This is a genomic window from Candidatus Competibacteraceae bacterium (assembly GCA_016699715.1).
In the GTDB taxonomy this organism is placed as follows: Bacteria; Pseudomonadota; Gammaproteobacteria; order Competibacterales; family Competibacteraceae; genus Competibacter.
The window spans coordinates 572064-596703 of the sequence record CP065007.1 but is presented as its reverse complement, the minus strand read 5'-3'; the positions used below and the strand labels follow the sequence as shown (position 1 = coordinate 596703).

The following is a 24640-nucleotide window of genomic DNA, read 5'->3' as shown; positions in this document are numbered from 1 at the left end:
CCCGAGCCCCTTCCCCTCTCGCGGGGGAGCGTCGGGGTGGGGAGAGGTCCGGGACGGCTCTACTTCCACCCAGCCCGGTCCATCAGGCGAACGGCGGCGGCGTTCAGTTCGCCCAGCTTGGCCACGTTGAGGGTATCGGCCTTGAACTCGCCCCAGGATTGGAGGGTGGCGCTGGGCGGAATGGCCGGATTGACCGGATATTCGTTGTTCACGTCGGCATACCAGCGCTGTGCCGGGTCACTGGCCAGAAACTCCAGCAATTTGACCGCGTTATCGCGGTTTTTGGCATGAGCGGTCACACCGGCGCCGCTGATGTTGACATGCACGCCGGTGGTCTTGGCATCGGGCCAGAACACCGCCACCTTGGCCGCCGCCGCCTGTTCCGTCGGGTCTTGCGAGTTCACCATGCCGCCCAGGTAATAGGTATTGGCCAGGGTCACATCGCACTCGCCAGCGGCCACGGCCTTGATCTGATCACGGTCGCCACCCTTGGGTGGGCGGGCGAAGTTGGCGACCAGCCCCTTGGCCCAGGCTTGGGTTTTGGCGTCGCCGTGATGGGCGATCATCCCCGCCACCAGCGATTGATTGTAAATGCTGTCGGAAGAGCGCACGCACACCTTGTCCCGCCATTGCGGCGCGGCCAGATCCTCATAAGTGGAGAGTTCCGCCGGCTTGACCCGGTCCTTGGCGTAAATGATCGGTCGGGCGCGAACCGACAATCCGTACCAGTAGCCCTCGGGATCGCGGTAGGCGGCCGGGAGGTGTTTCACCAGCGCTTCGGATTGCACCGCTTGCAGCACGCCCGCCTGACGGGCGGCGGCCAAACGGCCGGCATCCGAGGTCAGCAACACATCCGCCGGGGTATTGACGCCTTCGCTTTGCAGGCGCTGCAACAGCGCCTCTTCCTTGCCGGTCACCAGGTTGACGGTGATGCCGGTCTGTTTGCTGAAATCCTCCAGCAACGGCTTGATCAGGTCTTCCTTGCGCGCCGAATAGATGTTGACCTCCCCGGCCGCCAGCAGCGGCGACGCCAGCAGGCCGGACAACAGACAGAGCACGGGGAATAAAACGCGGGGTTTTGATAGCTTGGGCATGAACCTCTCCGGGGTTTCGAGAAATATTGAGAAAATCATTTGAATGCGGTTGTTTTCAAATGATAGTTATTCTCATTTGTCCTGTAAAGATTTGCCTGTAAATAAAAAATAGCCGATAAAAACACTGGCTATTTGTTCCATTGGATCAGGGCCGGTAACCGGTTTTGTAAGACGGTAGTCGTCGATTCCCGCACCGCTACCCCAGTGTCATGAGTCACTCCTCTTTTCCTCGAAGGGAACAAAGACCCACGGCAAGCGCGGTTGGGCTGTCGCCCTGCTCGGCGTGAGCCGTACCACCTTGCCGAGAAAGGCGAAAGAAATTGGCCTCGACGATTGATACCTGAGAGAGAGACGGCTATCGTTAGAAATCGTGCGTGAATTACCTGACGATACCGAAATCCAGTTTTCTTTTTAGCGCTTGATTTTTCAGGGATTTTGCGGGATCATGCAACGCAACAAAGCTCCTGGCTGGGTACACGGAACAGCGCTATCGCATTTCAAATAACTCCAATCCAAAATCCACTGCAGAGGACGATATGATCCGATCCGTACTATGGCAATTGTTGGTCCTGGGGATCAGCGGTGTCTTGGCCAGCGCCGCGCAGGCCGCCGGCGATCCCGCCGCCGGCAAATCCAAGTTTTCGACTTGCGCCGGCTGTCATGCCATCCCCGGCTATACCAACGTCTACCCCACCTATCACGTCCCCCGGCTGGGTGGTCAGCATGCCGACTACATCATCGTCGCGCTCAAAGCCTACCAGGCCGGCGAGCGCAAGCATCCCACCATGCATGCCAACGCCTTTTCGCTCAACGAGCAGGACATGCAGGACATCGCCGCCTATCTGTCCAGCTTCCCCGCCGCCGCCGCACCCTACCCGGTTCGAGGCGACACCGCCGCCGGCAAGACCAAAAGCGCGACCTGCGTGGCCTGCCACGGCGCGGATGGCAACGGCAATATCCCGATTTATCCTCGACTGGCCGGCCAGCACGAAGATTATCTGCGCAAGGCGTTGGAAGATTATCAGAGCGGCGCCCGCAAGAACGCGATCATGGGCGGCATGGCCAAGCCACTGTCGCCGCGGGACATCACCGATCTCGCCAGCTATTTCGCCAGCCAGCCCAAAGGTCTGGTGACCGTTCAACAGGAGTGAGCGCCGCCCGACTCGTTCCGGCTAGGGCTCCCGCACCAACCGAAACTCCAGATCGTCGCTGAGCGGATCGGCGCCCGCCCGCCAGTGGCCGTCGCGAATCGCCACCGCTTCCGGCAAGCGACTGGCGCAGCGCTGTTCCTGACCCTCGTACTCCCGCCGGTATTCGGAACAGGTCCACTCCCGGACCTGCCCATCCGAATCCGGCGCGGAAGCCATCACGCCGGCGCGGGCGGCATACTCCCATTCCAGTTCGGCCGGCAGGCGATAGGCTTGACCCGTTTGCGCGGACAACCAGGCGGCGTAGTCCATGGCTTGATCAACGGAAAGACTTGCCAGATCAACCCCAGCCCACACGCTCCTGGCTGTCATGGTTGTATAATCCTGACCATATCAAGTATGGATTTTCGCGTACTGGCATGAAAGAACTGATCAAGGGTGCCAACGCACCACTAGCCACTTCCGGCAAGATCCGAATCCACCTAAGCTGGCGTACCGCTCCGAGCGAGATTGACTTCGCCTGTTTTGCGCTTGACGCCCGCGAACAAGTGCCAAGCGACCCATGGTTTTTGTTTTACAACCAACCCAGCAGTCCCAATGGTGCTATCCGCTTCGATTCCCAGCACGCCTTGTTTTTGGTCAATCTGAATAACCTGCCCGTCGAAATCAGGAAATGTGTTTTTACCGCCACTCTGAATGACGGTCATTTCGAGTCGGTCGACAATTTCACGCTCGAAGCGACGGCGGCGGCGGGCAGCGACGCTCGATTCCGGCTGGCCGAACCTGTCAGCGGTCGTTCACTGCTGATCGCCGAACTCTACCGCTATGGCGACTTGTGGAAAATTCGAGCCAAAGGCGATGGCCTCAAACATGATTTGGCCGTGCTGGCCCGCACCTTCGGCGTCGACGTGATGGACGAGGAAAACCGCGATGAAGCCACATCGGCCCAGCATTCGCGCGAGCCTGTCACCAGACGTCCGGCGCCAGTGCCCGCGCCGGTGCCAAAACCCACCCCGGCAGCCACGGCGGGGACTACACCGACCCCCACACCGGATTCAGTGCCGTTGTCATCTCCAGTCCCGGTCGGACCACTCGCACCCGCGCCACCTCACGACAGACACGAAAAACTCAAGACCTACGCCACGCTGGCCATCGCCTTTGGCTCACTGACCACCGCCATTACCACACTGGTTACCCAGTGCGCGCCCCATCCATCAGTGGTGATGATACAGCCGGCCACCACGCCAACCATGGTCCAGCAACCGGCCACCACGCCAGATCCGAACCCAAACTCAAGTAGCGGCTCGGAACCCGCCTTGAACAGGCCACATTCGCCACAAACAAGCTGGAATAATCGCGGATACTGACTCCAAGGTCTGGCCAGCCGACGCAGCGCATGCACCAAGTTCATATCATGGTCGTTCGAGGCGTGGTTTTCGGAGAGTGGGAGCCGTTGGCAGATTTGCGCACTACCGGCTGAATGGTACCTTAACAAGCTACCGGTCGCTCATTCCGGACCGGGCAAACCGGTCGCGGCGCGACCGGTGATTTTTCTCCGGCCGGCCGGCGATGCGTTGATTTCGCACCCGGCCGCTCTCAGAATTGTCAAAGGATATAAAACCAACCGTTACCACGGCCGGGAGACAGTTATGCATGTTCACCATTCAGGCACGAAATGGTTCGCCGCCGTTGCGATCGGCGCGGCCTTATCCGGGTGTGCCGCCAACCCCGACGGCACCACGAACGACCAGCAGGCGACCGTCGCCCAGGGCGCGGTGTTTGGGGCCATCGTGGGCGGCCTGCTCGGCGCCGCCGTCAGCGACAACCGGGGCCGGGGCGCGCTGATCGGGGCCGCGGCCGGTGGTTTGATCGGTGCCGGCATCGGCAGTTCCATCGCCGAACGCAAGGCTCAGTACGCCAATGAGGAAGACTTCCTGGTCGCGGAAATCCACCGTAACCAGGAGTTCATTCAAGAGGCCGACGCCCAGAACCGCCAGCTCTACCAGGAAATCGCTCAACTGGACCGCGAATCACAGCGGCTGGCGCGGCAATATCGGGCGGGCAAAGCCTCGCGGGACGCCCTCGTCCGGCAGAAAAGCGCCGTGGAAAAGCAACTGGCCAAGGCCAAACAACTCAACTCGCTGACCGAAAAACAACTGGCCGACGCCGAGCAGGTCCATCAGGAATCCCGGCAGCAGCGGGGACCACAGGATCAATATACCCGGCAGTTGGAGTCCAATCTGGTGGAACTGAAGGAAACCCGTCAGCAATCCAGCCAGAACGTCGCCAGCTTGCAGCGGGTTTACGACAGCATGTCCATCTAGCACCTAGCACAACGCCCGAAACATCCCCCTCGCCCGCCATCGGGCAGGGGGGATGGGAGATCACCATCATGGCATTCACACGCGGTTACGCCGGTATCCTGAGCCTGCTCCTGCTGGGAGCCTGCGCCACCGATCCGACCAACGATCCACACGGCGGCGGATTCTTCGGCGGCGTGCGCGGACTGGCGGCCGGCGACTACGAAACGCGCCAGCAGGGATTGCAAGGGCAGCGGGACGACAGCTTGAACCAACTGCGCGCCCTGCGGGAAGAAGGCGCCTATCTGGAAAGCGAACGACAGATGAAAGCCGACGAGGTGGCCGAACAGCGCCGTCAGTTGGCCTCGCTCAAGGCCAGAAACCGGGCGCTCGCCAGACGGGTCGATCAGTTGAAGCAATCCAAATCCGCCACCGAGCAGCGCACGGTGGCGTTGCAGCGCAAGCAACAACAGTTGAACCGCGACATCCAGGAGTTCGAGGTCCAGCTTGACAAGGGCCAACTGACCGCCGCCCAGGCCAATTCCAAACGGCTCAGTCTGGAACGGCAGTACGACGCCATCAAGAATCTGTGAGACACGGGACGTGGAGCATGAACGATGCTTGCCGGATGCCGGCGCTGTTGCTGGCGGCATGGATGGCCACGATGCCGGCGGCATTGGCCCAGGATAGCGAACGAAACCGTTATTTCGTCCAGCAAATGATCGAAATGGCCGCCGCCGACAACGAGCAAGGGGTGGTGAGCATGCAGCGGATGTTGGAACAGAATCCACGGCCGGCGGCATCCGACCCGGCGGCGGCGCGCGCCGCCTTTCAGCGTGGTCTGACCTTGTTTGGGCAGGATGCGCTGGACACGGCGCTGGAGGCGTTCCAGCAGGCGAGCCGGGACGATCCCGGTAATACCGACGCCGCCAACTACGCGGGGCTGGTCTACCGCAAAATGGGCCGTTTTCCCGAAGCGGAAGCCGCCTTGCAGCAGGCGCTCACTCTCGAGCCCACCCGAGCCGTGGCCTGGTTCCAACTCGCTCAGGTGTACGGCCTGAAAAACGACGCCCACCGCGCGCTGGGCGCCCTGGCCAACACCTACCGCTTCGCCCAAAACCAGATGCGCGCCGAGGAAATCCTGCGCAACATCGCCGAAAACGAGGCGGCCGACAGCCTGCGCAACGCTGCTCTGGAAGCCCTGCGGCTATTCCACCTGCCGGCGGAAACCGTCATCGTTCCGCCACTGCCGGCCAACCCCGGCGGCATCGTGCCGATGAACAGCACGCCGAGCCCCGGCCGCGCGCCATGAATTTTCCGCCATTCATCCGCGGCGTGGCGCTGGCGCTGGCGCTGGCGCTGGCTGGTGCTTTGCCCGTCGCGGCCGGTCAATACGAAACCATCGATTATTACGTCCAGCAAATGATCACCCTGGCCGGCGCCAACGAAGAAGCCGGCGTGCTGATCTTCCGGGAACAGATGGAAAATCTGCCCCGGCCGGAGCCGGGCGATGCCCAGCAGGCCAGACCTTTCAGGCAACGGGGCCAGGAACAGTTGACGGGCGGCCAACTAAAGGAAGCGCTGGCCGCATTCCGCCAAGCCTTCATCGCCGATCCCGCCGATCCGGAAATCGCCGGCGCACTCGGCCTGACCTACCTGCGGTTACACCGTTTCAAGGAAGCGGAACGACTATTGGTCTATGCGCTGTCCCTGGCACCGACCCGTTCGGCGTCCTGGCTCGCCCTGGGACAGGTCTACGGTCAGCAGGGCGACGCCCACCGAGCGACCGGCGCGTTCGTCAACGCCCACCGTTTCGCCCAGGATCGGCCACAGGTGACCGAACAACTGCGGCAACTGGCCACCGCCGATCCGGCGGATGCCGTCCGTATCGGCGCGCTGCAAGCCTTGCAGTCGGTGCGACCCACGCCCGCCGCCACCCAGCCCGTTTGGCCCGCCAGCCCGCCGCAGCCCCAACCAGCCGCGCCGGTTCGACCGGCGGTCGGTTCCAACCACGCTCCCCAAGTCCAAACCACCCCCCCATCCACGGCGGCCGGCGGCCTGCTCAGCTCGCTAAAACAAAGCCTGGCCACGCTGGCAAAGCCGGCTGGCTCCGCCGCGGCGGAGCCAGCCGCGCTGGCGGTGAATAACGGCAATCCGGGGCAACGCATTTACCGGCGCAGCATGCCGCTTACCTGCCTGATCGTCACCTTCCAGAACGGCAAAACCGCCAATCTGGGCAGCGGTTTGCTGGTCTCGAAAGATGGGCTGGTCATCACCAATAACCATGTCATCGATAAAGCCGAAAACCTGGCGGTCCGCTGCGGCGACCGGGAATCGGTGGCTCGCATCCGCAAACGCAGCAAGGAACCGGACCTGGCCCTGTTGGCAACCGCTCTCAAAAGCAAGGAAAGCTTTATTCTCAACCAAACCTACAGCCAGGATCTGATCGGGCTGGATGTGTTCGTGATCGGCAACCCCTACGGCCTGGAGAGTACCTTTTCGACCGGCGTGATCAGCGGGCTGCGTGAGATCGATGGGGTTCGCTACATTCAGATTTCCGCGCCGATCAGCCCCGGCAATAGTGGCGGACCGGTCATCCTGCGGGATGGCACCGTCATCGGCGTCGCCACCATGGGGCTGAAAGTCGGCCAGAACCTCAATTTTGCCATCGCCGCGGCCGATGTCATCGCGTCCCCGATTTTCGTGCCGAAGCAAATGCAAGTCCGCTCGGTAAGCACGCCCTGAGCCTCGCCCGTTTCGGTTCGGACGCGCGGGCGGCGATCACTCCACCGCCCCCAGCGCCAGTACGTAACCCCCCGCCACCAATAGATCGCCCGGCTTGGCGGCGGCGGCGGTGTCCACGCCGGGGCTGAGCACGTCCAGCACTTCGCCCGACGGCGCCAGCCGGTAAACCGACATATTCTGGCTTTCCAACTGCACCCACCAATCCTCGCGCCGCACCTGCACCCGCAAATGGCGACGCGACAGTCCCAGATATTCAGCGCTGATACCAACCGTCTTGTTCGGTTTGCCCTCCCAGCGCAGGGAACGCGGATCGGCCAGCAGGCGTGGCGCGATGTCCGCCTCCGAACCGCGGCCGAAACTCACCGCCCGCTCGCGCGGGACCGGCAGCGCCAGCGGCGTCGGCAGCCGCACCCAACCGAGATAATGCCCCGCCATTGATGATGGCGCGGCGAGGAATTCCAGTTCCAGATCCGGAAACGGCCGCCACACGCTCGGCGGTTCCAGCGACGCCGACAGCCCCACGACCTCGCCAAACAGCCGATCCGCGCTGTCGATCCGCAGCCAGGCGGCGGCATCGGGATGGTTGTCCAGCACCAACCCGCCCGCGCGGTTGAAGCTGATCCGCCAGTCGCTGATGCCGGCCGCCGCATAGGTCGACAAGCGCTGCAAGGCGAGGCCCACCACCTGCAAGCAAGCCGCCGGTCGCCGGGGAATCCAGGTGTGCTGGTCGAGTCCATTCGGCGATGCGGGAGCGGGTGACGGGGAGGACTCCAGAATGGCGGCCGGCGGCGCGGACGGTTCCTCGAAGTGCACCGGGATGCCGAACACCGGCTCGCGCCGACCCCAATGATCGATCATCGTGTAATCGCCGTCCGCCGGGGCGGATGGCTTCGAGCCCGACGCCGGCTGGCCCAAATCGGTGACCGGGGCAACGCGCCGTTGTTCCGGCCGCGCCGGCGATTCCGGCGGCGCCTGCTCCGCTAAGGTCGAGGGTTCCACGCCCGCCGACGACAGCGCCACGACCCGCAGCCGCAAACCGCGGCCGCGGTGGTCGCGCGCCACGAAGCCGCCCTGACCGTCGCTGCTCAGATTCAGACAGGCCGGTGGCTCCTCCACCACATCCACCTGGGTCGGCGCCCTGGACTGCCGCAGCAACAATATCGACTCGTTGCCTGGGAACGGCCAGGCCACCACCGCGAAGCTGCTGGCGCGCCGGTCGCCGTTGAGCAGCGTCAGCCGCTGGCCGGGATAGATCGATCCCACGTCCCGCCAATCGCTCTGCCCATCGGCCGTCACCTCGATCCGAAAGGCCGGCGCTTCGTCGTCGGCCGGCAGGTAGATCGCCCGACCGAACAGCGCCTGCACCTCGCCCGGACGCAACACCGGGTCCGGCTCCAGGCGATAACGAACCGTCGCGTTCTCGGCCAGATGCTCGCCCAGATCCCGTTCGTGCAGACGCCGCAGCTCCCGCAGGAGCAAACGGTGGCCGAACCCATCCTCCAGCCGTTCGTCGCGAATGGAATCGCGTTCCGAAATCCGGATGACGACATGGCTGTAGTAGGTTTCCTGGCGCTGGCCCGAGGAACGCGCGATACGCCGCGGATGGCGCTTGAGTGCCTCCAGCAGCAACACGCCCTCCTGGCCGCTCCGAACCCGATCCCACAACCATTCGGCGTTGAAGATGTCCGGCACCGCGCGCAAGGTCACGCAGATGACGTAATCGGAGGCAATCAGGGCATTAGGGTGGGTGGTCATAATCTCCTTCCTCGACCGTGACGGCCAGCGCCACGACCGGCAACACGAATAGCACCAGATGGCTGCCGGCGGCCGAGAGCAACGACATCGGCTGGCCCATCACCGGCAGAAATCCCAGATTGGTGCCCCATGACACCAAAAAATGCGCGCCGATCAAGGCCGATCCGCCGCACAGCGCGAAATAGGCGAAGTCGCCAGACGCCGCCGATCGCTGGTCATTGCGGTTGCTCCGTCTCAGGGCGCGATCGGCGATCGCCAGCAGCAGCAGAATGAACGCCGTCTGGGTGACCACCAGCAGCAACGCCGCCAGACCGCCGTAGCGGTTCAGGAAAAACGTCGGCGTGAAGTCGTTTTCCACCAGGGGCACGGTCATGACCCGCCCGTTGGCCGTATCGCTCCAGACCGCGCCGGTCCAGCCACCGGCCCGAATCACCTCCAGCGCCCGGCGCAGTTGATAGCCGGCGTGCGGGTACTGTTCCGGCGCCACCCAGGCTCGAATCCGAATTGGCTGCAAACCCAACGGCAAGCGGTCCGGCCATTGGCGCAATCCCATCGCCCCGGTCGTGAGCAACCCGACCAACACGAGCAGTGTCAATCGGCTGCCCCACCGCCCACCCGGCCGAGGATGCACTCGTCGGTGGAACACCCATGCCAGCACGAGCGCCAGCACCCAGAACAGCAACAAAACCAGGGGCGAAAAATCGCGCAGAACCACCAGTGCAAAACCGCTCGCCGCCAGCAACAACAGCACGGGTCCCGCGGAACGCGCCCATCGGAAAAGCTTGCGGGCACTTCCCGCCTCCACGCGGACCGTCAAAGCATGAGCCGCTAACAGCACCAATGCCAGCTTGGCCAGTTCGAACGGCTGGAAACCGCGCCAGCCGCCCTCGTCGCCAAACGCGGCCTGCGCCGCCAGCAAGGTCAGCGCCGCGCCGCCCAGCGCCAGCGACCCCCAGCGTGCCAGCCGGAAATCCATCCGGCCGGCCGGCCGCCAGCGGCGCCAGACGCTCCACCCGGCCCACGTCAGCCAGCCGAATGCCCCGGCCAGCGCCGCGCCGCCGCCACCGAAGCGCGGCCAACCGGACTCTTCGGCGCCGGCGCCCAATTGCAGCAGGGTGACCCACCCACCGCCCAGCAACAGCGTCAGCACGACCAGCAAACCAAGGCTCCACGGCGAGCGTACCGCCGTCAGCCAAAGCAGCAGCGCCGGCCACGCCAACAAGTAGGGCCACAGCACCGGAACGATCAAACTGCTCAGATAGAGACCCAGTCCCCCCCCGGCCAACGCCAGCGCGCCCGCGATCCGGCCACGGTCGCCCACGCTCGGCCACCGCCCGCCACCCGCCCGAACCGGCCAGACCAGCCCCAGCACCAACAGAGGCAGCGCCAGGCCCAGTGGCCAGACCAGCGCGCCCGGACCGGGTGGCCATAGCCAGGCCACCGGGCGCCAGCGCACCTCCACTGGCGGCGTGACCGGACGTGGGGCTATCGCGGCGGGCCAGCGCTGGGCATGGGCCACGACCGCCAGTTCCAAGGTCGGCGCGGTCCGTAGCACTCGATATCGGGTACGGCCGACGATCAAGTTGTCGCCAACCGCCAGCGGGACGGAACGCCGCCACAGCGATTCGGCCTCCGGCCCACCCGCCGCCACCGTCACCGCCGGACCGTCCGGTCGTCCGGCCTCGCCGGGGCGCAGCACGAAGCCCAAGCCGGCGGGCGCCAGCACCACGGTATCCAGCGGCACCCCCACCAAGCCCAGTCGGTCGGCGCAATAGACGCCGCCACCCAAGCGCAGCGATCGCTGGATCAGGCCGAACCATCCCAGTTTGGCCAAGCGTTCGCGCCAAGGGCTCCGCCAGTCCGGGTAGCATTCGGGCAGCGGCTGGCCGTCCCGGCGCAAACGAAAACCATCGTAATCCCAGCGCCGCCCGCCCCCTTGCAGCACCAGTCGCCCACTTTCCGCGCCCAGCACGCTAAAGGCTTGACCGCCCACGACGAACGTCGCTCCCACCCGCAGCGGCCATTCCCGGATCGGCCGCTCGTCGCCGCCACGGGCCGGTTGCCATAACACCTGCTTGCCGGCGGCGATATTGGCCAGCCGCCAGCCGCCGGCTTCGCGTCGCAGCAGAATATGTTCGCTGTCGGCCTGGGGCGCCCGCAACGCCTCGCGGCCCAACATGACCGTTTGGCCAGGTTCCAAAGTGACGGTCAGTATCCGGGGTTCCAGCCAGGCCGGTGCCCGATACACTGTCCACCCCATCGCCAACACCGGCAGCAACCAGAGCAATGGCAACCACCACCGGTCAACCCACGGCGCCAGCCAGCGGGACGTGACGGGAGGATCGCCGCCGGCGCGGGGTCCAGATTCACTCATCGCTTTTCGCCCCAGCCAGTGCCGTCAGCCAGGCCGCCGTCAACTCGCCGCATTCCGTACCGTCGGGACCGGTGGCGGGACTGATCCAGCAAGCGAAGGCCAGACGCCGATTCTCGCCCGGTAGCGCACCCGGCTCCAGCCAACCCACCAGCCAGGCATTCGCCGCCGCTTTCGTGGCATCCAACCATGCGGCGCCAGCCTTCAGATAGAGCGACGCTCGGATCGTATCGAAGCGCAAACCTGCAAAAGCGGTACGGAGCGGTTCCTCGTTCAGCGCCAGCCGCATGCCCCGTCGGATACGGTCGGTGGCGATGCCGAGCGCGGTTGCCGCCGGATCTCGCACCGGTTGGCCGTTCAGCTCGGCCAACACTCTCGGCGGCATCCGCTGGCCGGTGGCGATAGCCGCCGCCAGTTCGGCGAGTTGCAGCGGCGTGACATATACCCCCTGTCCCAGCGCCGCGCGCCGGACCCGCCCGCGATCGCTCATCGGTTCCAGTGCCGCCGCGCTGGCTCGCAAAACATCGTTCGCCGCGATCAGGCCGGCCGGCAACAAGCCGCCATCCAGATCCTGGGCCGAGTCGAAATCAAGTTCGGCCATGATATCCAGCAGCGGTCGCACCCCCCGCAACGCCGCCGGAGTCAGCGCCCGCGCACTGGCCAGGCACGACGAACCCGCGTCGTCCAGCGTGGCATCGGTGCTCTCCACCAGCCAGGCGAACCAGCCGCGCGCGGAATCGCGCAACGCCTGAACCAGGCCATACCGCTGGTCGCCGTGGCGTCGCATCCGTTCCAGTAAGGTCTGCCCGCCACCCGGTTCATCGCAAAGCGCCGACGGTTCGAGACCACCGGCGTGGACCGGATAACACGCCGCGTCCGCCGCAAAACCATAGGCCAACGCGGGCGGCCATCCCGCCAACTCGCCGGCGCTCAAACCCGCCAGCGCCGCCGCCAATTGCGGGCGATGGCCGGCTTCCCGTTCCAGCAACAAGGCATCGACCAGCTCAAAAGCCGAGCCGGCCGAGTCCAATCCATCGCCGTCGCGCTGCCAGGCTCGAACCCACAGCGGATTGCGGCGTGGCCGCACGGCCGCCACGAACGTGGATAGATCGCTCCAGACAATGCCGACCGGCGGTTCCGGGCTACCGGCCACGGCCAGGATATCGCCTCGGTCGGCATCCAACACGATCAGGCTCGCCACGCGCTCCTCCTGTCGGGCATCGGTTTCGCTCGCCGTGGTACTGATGGCCGGCAACCGTTCCAGCAAGGCCCGCCGCGCTGCCTGTTGCAAGCGAGAGTCCACGGTCAGGCGGGCCTCGACCACCGTTGCGCCGTGTCGGCCCAACCGCGCCAGCACGCCGCCCACCGAACCGGCATGGACCGGACCCAGACCGACCAGCGCCGCCAATCCCAGCTCCCACACGGCTCCGGTCGGTTGGCCGGCTTCCCACAACAGAGTCCCTTCCCGGTCGCGCAGCGTCACCTCGGCCGGCGACGGTCGGGACGGATCGCCACCATTGGCCCCCGGCGAATCGTACCAGCGCAAGCGACCATCGACCCGGCGGATATGGGCAAAGTCGTAACGGTACAAACCGGGGAATACCTCGGCCGGCAGCGGTTGAAAAACCAGTTCCAATTCCGTGGCGCCCGCCCGCATTTCCAGCCGCAACCAGCGGGCCAGCGCATCCCGCTCGGCGCAGGGTCGCGCGTCCACGCAACGCGGCGCGCTGGCCAGCACCGCGGCACCGCTCACGGCCGGAGGGCCGCCCACCACCAGGAGTTCCAGCCGCTCGCCGGACCGGGCCGGTCGCGGCAGGCTTAACCGAAACCGCACCGGCCACCGCTGCTCCAGTGCCGGCCAGCGCGCCACCCGCCGCCAGGCTTGCCAACCATGTGGCGCTTCGGTGAACAGGCGTTCGGCCAGCAGTGGCATGGACCCGGTCAACACCAGCGGCACCTCCTTCCAATCCGCCCGCCAATCTCCGCTCGGATCGGCATTCTCCGGCCGCCAGCGCACCGCCGCCAGCAGTTGGCGGGCGTTGAACGTGGCCACCTGACGGCGTACGTAGCGGCCGGTGACGCTGAAACGCAGTGCCTGATGCAGGCGCTGCGTTTCAGCGCTCCAGGGTCCATCCAACCAATCGTGCTCGTCGTCGCCGGATGCCAGCAGATCGGGGTGAAAACGGGCGAACGCGCGGCGCAATGACAGATCGGCGGGCGCAATGGCAATCCGGCCATCTTCGCCCGATCGCAGCAAACCGGCGGCCAGCGACCGCTCGAACAGCTCGGCGTCCTCGCGAGGCGGTGACGGCGCGGCGGGCGCGTAATGGCCAGGCGCCAGGCGGAATTCCCGCGCCGAGCCGTCGCCCGCATACCACAGCACGGTTCGCGGTTCCGCGTCGACCATCCCGGCATTTTCCGGTGAAGGACCGTATACCTCGATCCGCAGTCGCCCGAGCGGACAGACGCGATCCTCCAGCAATCGTATTCGCAGCGCGCGATCCCAGTGCCCGGCGACAACCGGGCCGGCGTTCCACAGCAACCAGAGATCGCGCCGGAATGCCAGCGCCGGCCCCGTGCCCGTTTCCGCCGTGTCCGCCAGCAGCAAGACCGGTCGGCGATCATACAGGGTCACCCGCAACGACCCCGCGTCGGCATACGGTCGCGGCGGCCCACCCGCCGGTTCCGCGGTCACGGCGAAAGCCGGTACGTCCACCCCGTCGGGACCATCGTCCAGCAATGAGTTCTTCAAACCGCCATCCATCGGCCGGGAGGGGCGAGCGGCACGATTGGCGGCGGCGGCTTCCCGCAGCCGTGGCCAGTCCCAGCCGACATACAGCGGCGCCATGACGGGTCCAGCGGCGGAATCGACGCTTTGATCGCACAAGGCCAGGTCCTGCTGGCCGATCGGTCGGTCCGGTCCTCGAACCAGCAGCAGCCCTTGGCGTAGGCTAATCGACTGAAATCCCGCTTCGGCGGGCACGGTCACCGCCTCCTCCGGCAAGCCCGCCGGCAACCGCGCCGGCGCCGCCGGCAGGGGCGTCGGCCGGGTATAAATCGCCGCCAGTTGCGCCCATAACGCCCCCATGCCAAGAACCACGCCCAGCACGAACAGGGCGGATGGCAACAGCCGACGCGATGCGGCACGATTCAGTATCGATACAGATTTCATGTGTAATGATATAAATAGCGGAGTCACTTGACCCAGCGACCACCGATTAGTTTACTGGATTACCATTCTGCCCCGAGAATGGCCAGCCTGGAGAACGTCCCATGCAAAGCGGTGAACGAATCGCGATCAACGGCCGAAGTTACCGGCTCGGCGCCATTCTTTCGCCTGGCGCCGGCAGCTACGGCCAAGTTTGGGCGGCTACCGATGCCAGTGGACGCGCCGTCGCCCTGAAGTTCATCAACACCGAGGCGATGTCCCAGGCCGATCCCGCCCTACAGGGTCACTGGCGCGCGCACCTGGAGCGGGAGATCACCTTTCTGGACGGCCTGAGCGCCGAACAGTCGCGGCATATCGTCGCCCTGCTCGACCACGATCAAATCGACCATCAGCCGGTGCTGGTGCTGGAGCGATTGCAGGCCAACCTCGGTCAGTGGCTGGCACAGCAGCGACGGGACGATGCGCTACCCCAGGAACTGGACCGCATTCTTGGCTGGGCCAGGCAAATTTTGACGGGCCTGGAGGTTATCCATCGTGCTGGCTTCGTTTACCGCGATCTTAAACTCAGCAACATCCTGGTCGGCGACGACGGCGATCTGCTCAAGCTGGCCGATTTCGGTTCGCTCAAACGTGAGAACGGTGACAGCACCCGTTCGTTCATCGGCACCCCCGCCACCATGGCGCCGGAGCAGATATTGCCGGTCGGTCACGGCGCGGGCGGCTGCGAGTACGCGGTGGACTACCGCGCCGACTACTACGCTCTGGGACTGCTGCTGTTCAGCCTGATCACCGAGCAGCCGACCACCGAGGCCCAGCGCCGGCTCGGTCAGCTGCTGGCCCTGCATGGTCAGGAAGGCGCCGGCCAGCGGCGCGAGCAACTGGGCGGCATCACCGGGGACGAGCGGGAACGGCTGCGGCGTTCCATCGAATTCTGGACGGTACCGGCGCTGCCGGAACACGGGCACGGCGGCGCGGCGGCCCTGTTGACGGACCTGATCGAGCAATTGCTGGCGCGCGACCCCGCCGACCGGCCAGCCGACGGCGCCGCCATCCGTGCCGTGCTGGACGCGGCGCGCGCCGGCCAGCCCATCCTGTCCGCCCCAACCACGGAACCGGACTGGGACCTGCCGCTGTCGGCCGATTCGCCGCGCCGACACCCACGCCACACCACCGCGCCGACTTTGTCGCCCTGGCTGCGACGGTCGGTGGGGCTGGCCGGGATACTCGGGCTGGCGGGCGCGCTGGCCTGGACGCTCCTCCTCCAGCCGCCCGGTCAGATCCGACAGGATCACGAGCAGTCGCCGGACGCCGTCGCCAGCGCCCCAGTGACATTCGATGCCGCGCCACCGGCGGAACCGGCCGTACTCCCGACTCCGACACCCAAGGTCGCCGACGCGCCACCACCACCGACCTCCACCGCCGCGCCGGAATCACGCCAGGAGGTGGACGCCGCACCGGTCGTGGACAATACCGATCCACCGGCGCCCACCGAAACCGATGCCGAAACCGAACCGGCAACAACCGTCGCTGCTCCTAACGAGGTCGAACCCGTCGAGCCGGTGGTTATCGTTGCTCCACCCGAGATCGTGACGCCCGCCACGCCGAAACCCGTTCCGGCGGCTCGGCCCAAACATCCGACCCAGGCAAGAACCGTCAAAGCGGCCCCCGTCGCGCCCACCGTCAAAGAAAACGCACCAGCGCCAGTACCAGCTTCGCGGGTCACGAAATCGGCATCGAAACCGACCGCGCCAACGGCGGCGACCTCCACCCGCGCCCGCCGCACCGCCAAAGCCACACCGGCCACCCGCAGCCGCCGCGCCGCCAAAGCGACCCCCGCCGCTGCTGCGCGCGCGACCCGACCCGCCGCCGCGTCCGCCAAACCAGCGGTCGCCCGCGCCGCGCCACGGCCACAACCAGCGTCGCCGACCCTACCGCCGATCGAACTGAAATCGCGCTCGCAACCCACGGCGCTGACGCTACCACCGATCGAACTGAAATCGCGCTCGCAACCGGCACCGCCGACCCTGCCACCGATCAAGCTGGTGAGCCGCTCCAGACCGGCGGCGGGCACGGCCAACGATGTCCGCGGTCCGGCTGAAACCTTCACCCGCTGGGTCAGCCGCACCAGCAAGGTGGTGGGCTCGGAAGTGCAACGTGGTTTGGAAAGCGCCAACCGGGCGCTGAACGGCAACGGCGAAACCGCCCGGATTGAGCGCCGTGATCATTGGTCTCCCCGCTACAGCGAGCGCTCGGATTCCCTCCCGCAACGGCAGTAGGAATACCACTGATTTCGCAACAGAGGGGCTAATACCTTTTCTTCATTCCTGGTGCGACCCAAGCGCCCGACTGCTATAGCGCTCCTCAAGGATGTGGTGGCCAACTCAGGAGCGGAAATCCCCCCAACCCCCCTTTGAAAAAGGAGGACGTCGCGTCAGCGGCAGGGGGATTGATCTCGGCGGCTCACACTTCCACCACTCAAAGAGGGTTGCCATAGCCATCGTCGCTCGTCGCCCTCGCCGGCCAGGGCGACGGCGCACCCACTTCGGGACGGCGGACCCGTAGCCACTCGTGAAACAGCCGGGCCAAGAGCGGAGCCTGTCGATTATTGGGGGTGTGAATGAAGATATATGGCTCCCGGCCCTCGTCCAACCAAAGATCGAGTTTGTCCAGCCAAGGTGCCAGATACGGCCGATTCGCCTCGGGGACGGGATGGCCGATATAACGGATGAAAGGGCGCGGACCCAAGCTGATGGCGTGAACCGGCAGGCGCGGTTTCCGACCCTGGGCGGTTCGGGTATCCGGATCGCTCGGGTCGGCATCGAACAAGGCGCGGCTGTCCAGCATGACTCGGTCGAGACCGAGATCCCGTAACAACCGGTTCAACTGGCGCTCCGCCTCGCCCTTGGCGAAAAAGGCTCGATGCCGCACCTCGACCGCGTACTGAAATCCGGCCGGCAGCGCGCTCAGATAATCGCGCAACACCGGTAGATCGTTCGGACCAAAGCGGGGCGGCAATTGCAGGAAGCTCGGACCCAGCCGCCCGGCCTCCGCCAGCGGCGTCAACCGCGTCAGGAACTCCGTCGTCTCCGCCGTAACGCCATGTAGCCGCCGCTCGTGGCTGATGACACGCGGAAACTTGAAACAGAACCGGAACCCCGGCGCGGCCTCGTCCCGCCAGCGCAGGACGGTTTCCGGCCTGGGCAACCCGTAGAAGCAGTTGTTGCCCTCAACCGTGTCGAACACCGCCGAATACTGGCGCAGGAAATCACGGGGCTTGGCGGCGGGGGCGAACAGCTCGCCGACCCAGTCGCGGTTGCTCCACACCGGACAGCCGAGGTGATAACGGGCGAGCGTCATGATCGATCCCGCCAAATTTCGCGGGTGCGCCGACCGGGAGATCCAAGCGAGTCTGTGATATTTAAGGTAACTGAGATGGTTCGGGCAGCGGATCGGGGATTTTTGACAGGCCGTTCGAACTGAGCCGACGCTCTATGGACTCGGGACCGGCAACAGGGCGTCCTCGCCCACCTCGTCGGTCCATACCGTGAATCGTTCCAACCGGCTGGGGCCGAAAGAAGTCAGCAGCGCCACATCGGCGGCATCGAGACCATGGGCCATCAGCACTCGACCGATGCGAGGTATGTTGTTACGCGGATCGAAAGGGTACCAGCGACCGCCCAAATACGCCTCGAACCAGGCGCTGAAATCCATCGGACCCGTCACCGGCACCCCGATGTCGCCCAGATAGCCGGTGCAATATCGCGCCGGGATGTTCAAGCAGCGGCAGAACGTGACCGCCAAGTGGGTGAAGTCACGACAGACGCCGACTCGCTCTTGATAGGTTTCGTAGGCGGTACGGGTCTTGCGGGCCTGCATATAGTCGAACATGATGTGATTATGCACGAAGTCACAGATTGCCTGTACTCGCGCCCAACCCTTCGGCACGGTGCCGAACAGTTGCCAGGCCAGATCCACCATCCGATCCACCTCGCAATAACGGCTCGGCATCAGGAAGGTGAGCGTCGCATCCGGCAAGTCGTGGATTTCGTGCTGTTCGGCGGCGGGATTCTGCTGGTCCGGCTGACCGCTATCCTCGACCACCGCGTCGTTCCAAAAGCGGATGGGACCGGCGGGGGCCACCAAACGGCCACAGCGGTTGCCAAACACGTCGATGTATTCGCTGACCTGCACCGGCGGTTCGACCAGCAGATAGTCGCCCCGACGAATCGAGGGTCCGCGTGAGGGATGAGGATAGAGCATCACGATGATCGGCGTCGGTGCCGGATGCTCGAAGATAATGTCGTAACCGGCCCGGATCAGCATAAGAATTCCTTAGGAACCGCGCAAAAATAACTTGGTTATTTTCCCGATGCTCTGGGAACGATGGTGTAATTCCATTCACCGTGAAAGGCGTCCCGCTCGATCTGTACCGCAGCCAATTCCTCATCGGTGACTTTTATTCCCGTCGCGTAGGGGCGAGTATCGAGTTCGGCATGGATAGAGAGACCCGTCTGTGTGGTGGTATTACCGATGAGATTGACGATCACCGCATGGCTCGTCAGGGGGCGTCCGCGCCAATTCTGCGTAATGTAAGCAAACAGTCGATGCTCGATCTTATTCCACTTGCTGGTGCCGGGTGGCAAATGACAGACCAGGATCCGCAACTGTGTCTCGTCCGCCAGTTGTTGCAACTGCGTTTTCCACAGTCGGAGACGCGAGCCGTTACTCCCGCCCCCATCAGCAATGATCAACAACTCAGTAGCGCCCGGATAAGTCCTCATCCCCATTTGTTGCCACCAATGTCGCACGGTTTCCACGGCAAATTCCGCCGTATCATGATCCATGCCCACGGTGACCCAGCCGGTATTGGTCGTGACATCATAGACCCCATAGGGCACCGCTTTGCCCAGCTGCGGATCCAGAAAATCGTAGACCCGAACAGCCTCGGGCGTCCCTTTGGGCTGCCATTCTCGCCCAGCGTTTTTGAAGTCGCCCACTAACTCCTTCTTCTTGGTATCGACGGACACTACCGGCTGATGGCGGACTTGAAAGGCTTTCGTCTGGTCATTGATATGACGGAACTGGGCATCCCGATCGGGATGATCTCCCCCTTCGTGCGTCTTCCGATTCGCTTGCAAACTGTAGTGCATCTTCCGCAAGAGGTGTGCAACCGTGCGCGCCCCCACCTGATGTCCCATCCCGTCGAGTTCGTTCGCCAGTTTGTAGGTACTTTTGCACGTCCACCGCAGGGGTGATTGCGGATCACCCCGCGTGACCGGATCGACCAGTGATTCCAAATCGCGCAACAGATGAGGATCTTGCTGCGTGAGCGGTTTTCGACCCCCGCCCGCCTGCCGTGTCCGGGGTACCGCCACCGCTTGCGACCGCTCTGTTGGTTGTCGGTATTCGCGCAAACCTGCCGCAATCGTCGTTCGGGAGATTCCCGTGGCTTGCGACACGACCGCTATTCCGCCCCAACCCAGTACCTCGGCCTCACAAGCCGCCCACCATCGACGGCTCCGCTCGTCTAAAAGTGGTTTAAGTACCTGAAATTTGTGTTTGATCGCCTCTTCATCATGCATACTACATACAATCATATTTTAATCAAAATAACCAAGTTATTTTTGCGCAGTTCCTTAGTGTGGAGGCTGCTCGAAGCTGAAACGCTTTGTGGCCATAAAGAATCGCCAGTCCCGCTCGAAGTGATCCACGCAAACGATGAAGCGCCTGTCCGTCAGCCCCAGGAAGGCGGAGATCGAGGACCAAACGAAATAGCCCGGCGAAGCCGGGCTATTTCATCAATCTCAATCCTGAACGCTTAGTCCATGGAGCGGATATTGGCTGCCTGCTTACCTTTGGGGCCGGTGGTTACATCAAATGAAACCTTCTGGGCTTCCCTAAGGGTTTTGAACCCTTGCCCTTGAATGGCCGAGAAGTGCGCGAATAAATCTTCGCCGCCGTCGTCCGGGGAAATGAAACCAAAGCCTTTTGCTTCGTTAAACCATTTAACAGTACCACTTGCCATGTCTTTAAGATCTCGAAAAAAGATTGAAAAAATTGAGCAGCCGCTCATGGGCACAAGAGTCAAAATAGAGGAACTGACGAGCCGAATACCAAGTAAAGGGTTTGCAGCGGATGGGCAGATAATCTACTTAAAAATCTTGCACCGATCACTATAAGGTACAGGACAAGACAAAACAAGTGTCTATTGAAAAATTCAATGAAAATCAGACAAATCAAGTTGATAGGGTCTCTTCGATGACGACCCGTACCTGACTGGTCAATATTCCCTCAAAGCGCCGTTACTTGGACATCGACCGTCAGCATCGGGATCTGGCCCTTGGGCCCGACGAAGCTGCCGGCAACCGGCGGCACTGCTTCCGGATGACGAGCCACCGCGACCGGGATATGCCGGCTGCCAGTCAGCTCACCGGCGGTCGGATCGAAACCTTTCCAACCCGGACCGGGCAGATAGACTTCCGCCCAGGCGTGCGTCGTCGCACCACCTGGCCCAAGTTCGGGAACGTGCGAATAACCGCTGACGAACCGGCTCGCCAGGCCGAGAAAACGGCAGGTTTCGATAAACAGGGTCGCGTAGTCGCGACAGGAACCGCTGTGGATGTCCAAGGTGAGTTCGGGCGGTTGCACACCGGGCTCCTCGCGGACGACGTACTTGAATTCCTTGGCAATGAGCCGGTTCAGTCGATCCAGCAACACATAGGTTTCCACCTTGTCGCGCATCAGATCCAGGCTGTTGAACCAATCGCGCACCGCCGGCTGCTGATCGAGATAAACCGGTTGCTGGAAGGGCGCAAGATCGACCCTTTCTTCCTGGAGGTATTCAAACGGATAATAGACCGCGTAGTCCTCGACGATGAAATCGAGCGGCGCCACTTCATAATGCCGGATGATCACTTCGCTGCTGATGACCAGTCGCTGCGCGGTTTCCGAAAAGCTGGCCACGGCCACCGAATTGTCGAACACGTCGCGATGCCACTTGAGACGATGAGCAGGCGAGATGTCGAGCTTCGATGCTTCGATACGCACATCGTGCCCCTCGCGCGGACGCAGCAGGAGCTGATGCGGCAGCAGCGTCACCATGCTGGAAAATTGATAAGTAGTGCGATGTTTTATCTTCAGACGCTGCATGATTGATTACCCTACTGATTCAGTTTGGAATTTTAGCTTAACACCAACTCCGTGGCGTTCACGACCGCAACTTTGGCCCCGACCGCGGTCGAATGCAATTGCCAACAGCCCGTCTATAGTTCTACTACTTATCGATGGCAGGCAGATGGACGGACCATGCCGCCCTCCGATCCCTGCCGTACTGGCGTTTCCCCCCGTAATAAGGCGGGCGTATAACCACAACCAACCACTACAGGACCCCCTCATGACAATCCAGAATTACAGCGACCTGGACCCCCAGGAAACGCAGGAGTGGCTTGAAGCCCTCGAAGCGGTGCTGGAAGCGGAAGGGCTACAGCGTGCCCATTTTCTCTTGGGCGAATTGCAGAACAAGGCACGCGCCACCGGCGTCCACATGCCCTACAGCGCCAATACCCCCTACTTCAACACCATCCCGGTCGACCAGGAAGAATACACGCCCGGCGACCCCGGCATGGAATGGCGCATTCGCTCGCTGATCCGCTGGAACGCTTTGGCCATGGTGATCAAGGCCAACCGTATTTCCTCGGAACTGGGCGGGCACATCGCCAGCTTCGCCTCCAGCGCCACCTTATACGATGTCGGCTTCAACCACTTCTGGCACGCGCCCGACGACACGCACGGCGGCGACCTGGTGTTCGTCCAGGGCCATTCCGCGCCCGGTATTTACGCCCGTGCCTATCTGGAAGGTCGGCTGAACGAGGAGCAGTTAAACAACTTCCGTCAGGAAGTGGACGGCAACGGCCTCAGTTCCTATCCGCACCCCTGGCTGATGCCGGATTTCTGGCAGTTCCCCACCGTGTCGATGGGCCTCGGCCCGATCCAGGCCATCTACCAGGCGCGGTTCATGAAGTACCTGCACAACCGGGGCATCGTCAACACCGAAGGCCGCAAAGTCTGGTGTTTCTGCGGCGACGGCGAGATGGACGAACCGGAATCCTTGGGCGCCATCGCCCTGGCCGCCCGCGAAAATCTGGACAATCTGATCTTCGTCATCAACTGCAACCTGCAACGGCTGGACGGCCCGGTGCGCGGCAACGGCAAGATCATCCAGGAACTGGAAGGCGATTTCCGGGGGACGGGTTGGAACGTCATCAAGGTGCTGTGGGGCTCGTACTGGGACCCGCTGTTCGCCGCCGACAAGAAGGGCCTGCTGCTGAAGCTCATGGAGGAGTGCGTGGACGGCGAGTATCAGAACTTCAAGGCCAAGGGCGGTGCGTACACCCGCGAGCACTTCTTCGGCAAGTACGAGGAACTGAAGCAGATGGTCAGCCACCTGTCCGACGAGGACATCTGGCGGCTGAATCGCGGTGGCCACGACCCGCACAAGATTTATGCGGCCTACGCCGCCGCAACCAAGCATACCGGCCAGCCGACCGTGATTCTGGCCAAGACCGTCAAGGGCTACGGCATGGGCGTGGCCGGCGAAGGCAAGAATATCACTCACTCGCAGAAGAAGATGGGTGAGCAGGCGCTGCGCGATTTCCGCGACCGCTTCCACATCCCGATTTCCGACGAACAGCTCAACGATGCGCCGTTCTACAAGCCGGCGGCGGACAGCCCGGAAATCAAGTATCTCCAGGAACGCCGCGCCGCGCTGGGCGGCTACCTGCCGCAACGCCGCCGCAGCGCGCCGCCGCTGACCGCACCGCCGCTGGCCAGTTTCGACGCCCTGCTGCAGGACACCGGCGAGCGCGACATGTCCACCACCATGGCTTTCGTGCGCATGCTCACCCAGCTGGCGCGCGACAAGACCATGGGCCGCTACGTGGTGCCCATCGTCGCCGACGAGGCCCGCACCTTCGGCATGGAAGGCATGTTCCGTCAGATCGGCATCTATTCGCCCCGAGGACAGCTCTACGAACCGCAGGATGCCGACCAACTGATGTTCTACAAGGAAGACAAGAAGGGGCAGATTTTGCAGGAAGGCATCAACGAGGCCGGAGCTACCTCCTCGTGGATCGCCGCCGGCACCGCCTACAGCAATCACGGCGTCAACATGGTGCCGTTTTATATCTATTACTCGATGTTCGGCTTCCAACGCATCGGCGATTTGGCCTGGGCCGCCGGCGACCTCCAGACGCGCGGCTTTCTGATCGGTGGCACGTCCGGACGCACCACCCTGGCCGGTGAGGGCCTGCAACACCAGGACGGTCACAGCCAGATCTTCGCCCAGTTCATCCCGAACTGCGTGTCCTACGATCCGACTTTCGCCTACGAGCTGGCGGTGATCATTCAAGACGGCCTGCGGCGGATGCTCCAGGAGCAGGAAAACGTCTTCTACTACATCACCACCCTGAACGAGAACTACCAGCACCCGGCCATGCCGGAAGGCGCGGCGGAAGGCATTCTCCAGGGCATGTACCTATTCCGTCAGGGTGAAGGCGACGGCCCTCGGGTGCAGCTCATGGGTTGCGGCTCCATTCTCCGTGAGGTGATCGCCGCCGCCGACCGGCTGCGCGAGGACTGGGGCGTGGTGGCCGACATCTGGGCGACGCCCGGCATCAATGGCCTGACCCGCGAGGGACAGGACGCGGCGCGCTGGAATCTGTTGCATCCCACCGAACCGCCACGCAAGAGCTACGTCGAAACCTGCCTGGCCGACCATCTGGGACCCGTGGTGGCCGCAACCGATTACATGAAACTGTATGCCGAACAATTGCGTCCCTTCATACCACGCCATTATCTGGTACTCGGCACGGATGGCTACGGCCGCAGCGACACCCGCGCCAAGCTGCGCCGGCATTTCGAGGTCGATCAGTACTACGTCGCGGTGACCGCGCTCAAGGCACTGGCCGACGAGGGCGGGATTCCGCCCGCCAAGGTCGCCGAGGCGATTGCCAAGTACGCCATCAACCCCGAAAAGCCGAACCCGCTGACGGTATAAGGGA

17 protein-coding genes and 1 pseudogene are annotated in these 24640 nt (G+C 63.8%); 8 read left to right on the top strand and 10 right to left on the bottom strand.

The features are described from left to right. Positions 1-59: 59 nt before the first annotated feature. On the bottom strand, positions 60-1094 hold the full coding sequence (locus IPM89_02710; GenBank protein QQS54778.1) for a Fe(3+) ABC transporter substrate-binding protein: 1035 nt from the start codon (positions 1092-1094) through the stop codon (positions 60-62). A gap of 536 nt (positions 1095-1630) precedes the next feature. Between IPM89_02710 and IPM89_02705 the strand changes: the two genes are divergently transcribed. Further along, entirely contained in the window at positions 1631-2245 is a 615-nt protein-coding gene (locus IPM89_02705) for a cytochrome c (protein ID QQS54777.1), read from the top strand. Between the two features lie 219 nt (positions 2246-2464). Here IPM89_02705 and IPM89_02700 read toward each other — a convergent pair. Continuing rightward, positions 2465-2539 (bottom strand): annotated as a pseudogene (locus IPM89_02700) (SUMF1/EgtB/PvdO family nonheme iron enzyme). A gap of 122 nt (positions 2540-2661) precedes the next feature. On the opposite strand from IPM89_02700, the gene IPM89_02695 reads away from it, so the two are divergent. From IPM89_02695 to IPM89_02675, 5 genes are all read left to right on the top strand, one after another. Further along, the gene (locus IPM89_02695) at positions 2662-3609 is read left to right on the top strand and encodes a TerD family protein (GenBank protein ID QQS54776.1); all 948 of its coding nucleotides are present in this window, start codon (positions 2662-2664) and stop codon (positions 3607-3609) included. A 282-nt stretch (positions 3610-3891) separates the two neighbouring features. Further along, positions 3892-4566, top strand: a complete 675-nt coding sequence (locus IPM89_02690) for a glycine zipper 2TM domain-containing protein (protein QQS54775.1) — start codon at positions 3892-3894, stop codon at positions 4564-4566. A 68-nt stretch (positions 4567-4634) separates the two neighbouring features. Next, entirely contained in the window at positions 4635-5135 is a 501-nt protein-coding gene (locus IPM89_02685; GenBank protein QQS54774.1) for a hypothetical protein, read from the top strand. Between the two features lie 17 nt (positions 5136-5152). Beyond that, on the top strand, positions 5153-5854 hold the full coding sequence (locus IPM89_02680) for a tetratricopeptide repeat protein (GenBank protein ID QQS54773.1): 702 nt from the start codon (positions 5153-5155) through the stop codon (positions 5852-5854). Continuing rightward, entirely contained in the window at positions 5851-7287 is a 1437-nt protein-coding gene (locus IPM89_02675) for a trypsin-like peptidase domain-containing protein (protein ID QQS54772.1), read from the top strand. Before IPM89_02680 ends, IPM89_02675 begins: the two co-directional genes overlap by 4 nt. A 36-nt stretch (positions 7288-7323) precedes the next feature. Here the strand turns inward: IPM89_02675 and IPM89_02670 are convergent, their stop codons facing one another. The 3 genes from IPM89_02670 to IPM89_02660 are packed head-to-tail and all read right to left on the bottom strand — an operon-like array spanning position 7324 to position 14585. Next, positions 7324-9042, bottom strand: coding sequence for a hypothetical protein (locus IPM89_02670; GenBank protein QQS54771.1), 1719 nt, complete (start codon positions 9040-9042; stop codon positions 7324-7326). Further along, the gene (locus IPM89_02665; GenBank protein QQS54770.1) at positions 9026-11416 is read right to left on the bottom strand and encodes an FtsW/RodA/SpoVE family cell cycle protein; all 2391 of its coding nucleotides are present in this window, start codon (positions 11414-11416) and stop codon (positions 9026-9028) included. Before IPM89_02665 ends, IPM89_02670 begins: the two co-directional genes overlap by 17 nt. Then, entirely contained in the window at positions 11409-14585 is a 3177-nt protein-coding gene (locus IPM89_02660; GenBank protein ID QQS54769.1) for a hypothetical protein, read from the bottom strand. Before IPM89_02660 ends, IPM89_02665 begins: the two co-directional genes overlap by 8 nt. A 101-nt stretch (positions 14586-14686) precedes the next feature. Between IPM89_02660 and IPM89_02655 the strand changes: the two genes are divergently transcribed. After that, entirely contained in the window at positions 14687-16858 is a 2172-nt protein-coding gene (locus tag IPM89_02655) for a protein kinase (GenBank protein QQS54768.1), read from the top strand. A 199-nt stretch (positions 16859-17057) separates the two neighbouring features. Here IPM89_02655 and IPM89_02650 read toward each other — a convergent pair whose 3' ends face one another. The 5 genes from IPM89_02650 to IPM89_02630 form a co-directional block, all read right to left on the bottom strand. Beyond that, positions 17058-17939 (bottom strand): DUF72 domain-containing protein, encoded by an 882-nt coding sequence (locus IPM89_02650; protein ID QQS54767.1) that lies wholly within the window; start codon positions 17937-17939, stop codon positions 17058-17060. Between the two features lie 132 nt (positions 17940-18071). Continuing rightward, positions 18072-18905, bottom strand: coding sequence for a transglutaminase family protein (locus tag IPM89_02645; GenBank protein QQS54766.1), 834 nt, complete (start codon positions 18903-18905; stop codon positions 18072-18074). A gap of 35 nt (positions 18906-18940) precedes the next feature. Then, entirely contained in the window at positions 18941-20164 is a 1224-nt protein-coding gene (locus IPM89_02640) for an ISAzo13 family transposase (GenBank protein ID QQS54765.1), read from the bottom strand. Between the two features lie 236 nt (positions 20165-20400). Next, the gene (locus IPM89_02635; GenBank protein QQS54764.1) at positions 20401-20607 is read right to left on the bottom strand and encodes a cold-shock protein; all 207 of its coding nucleotides are present in this window, start codon (positions 20605-20607) and stop codon (positions 20401-20403) included. Positions 20608-20873: 266 nt separating this feature from the next. Then, positions 20874-21731, bottom strand: a complete 858-nt coding sequence (locus tag IPM89_02630; GenBank protein QQS54763.1) for a transglutaminase family protein — start codon at positions 21729-21731, stop codon at positions 20874-20876. 250 nt (positions 21732-21981) lie between these two features. Between IPM89_02630 and aceE the strand changes: the two genes are divergently transcribed. Further along, positions 21982-24636: a pyruvate dehydrogenase (acetyl-transferring), homodimeric type gene (gene aceE, locus IPM89_02625; GenBank protein ID QQS55753.1), complete on the top strand. Its 2655-nt coding sequence runs from the start codon at positions 21982-21984 to the stop codon at positions 24634-24636. Positions 24637-24640: the final 4 nt, after the last annotated feature.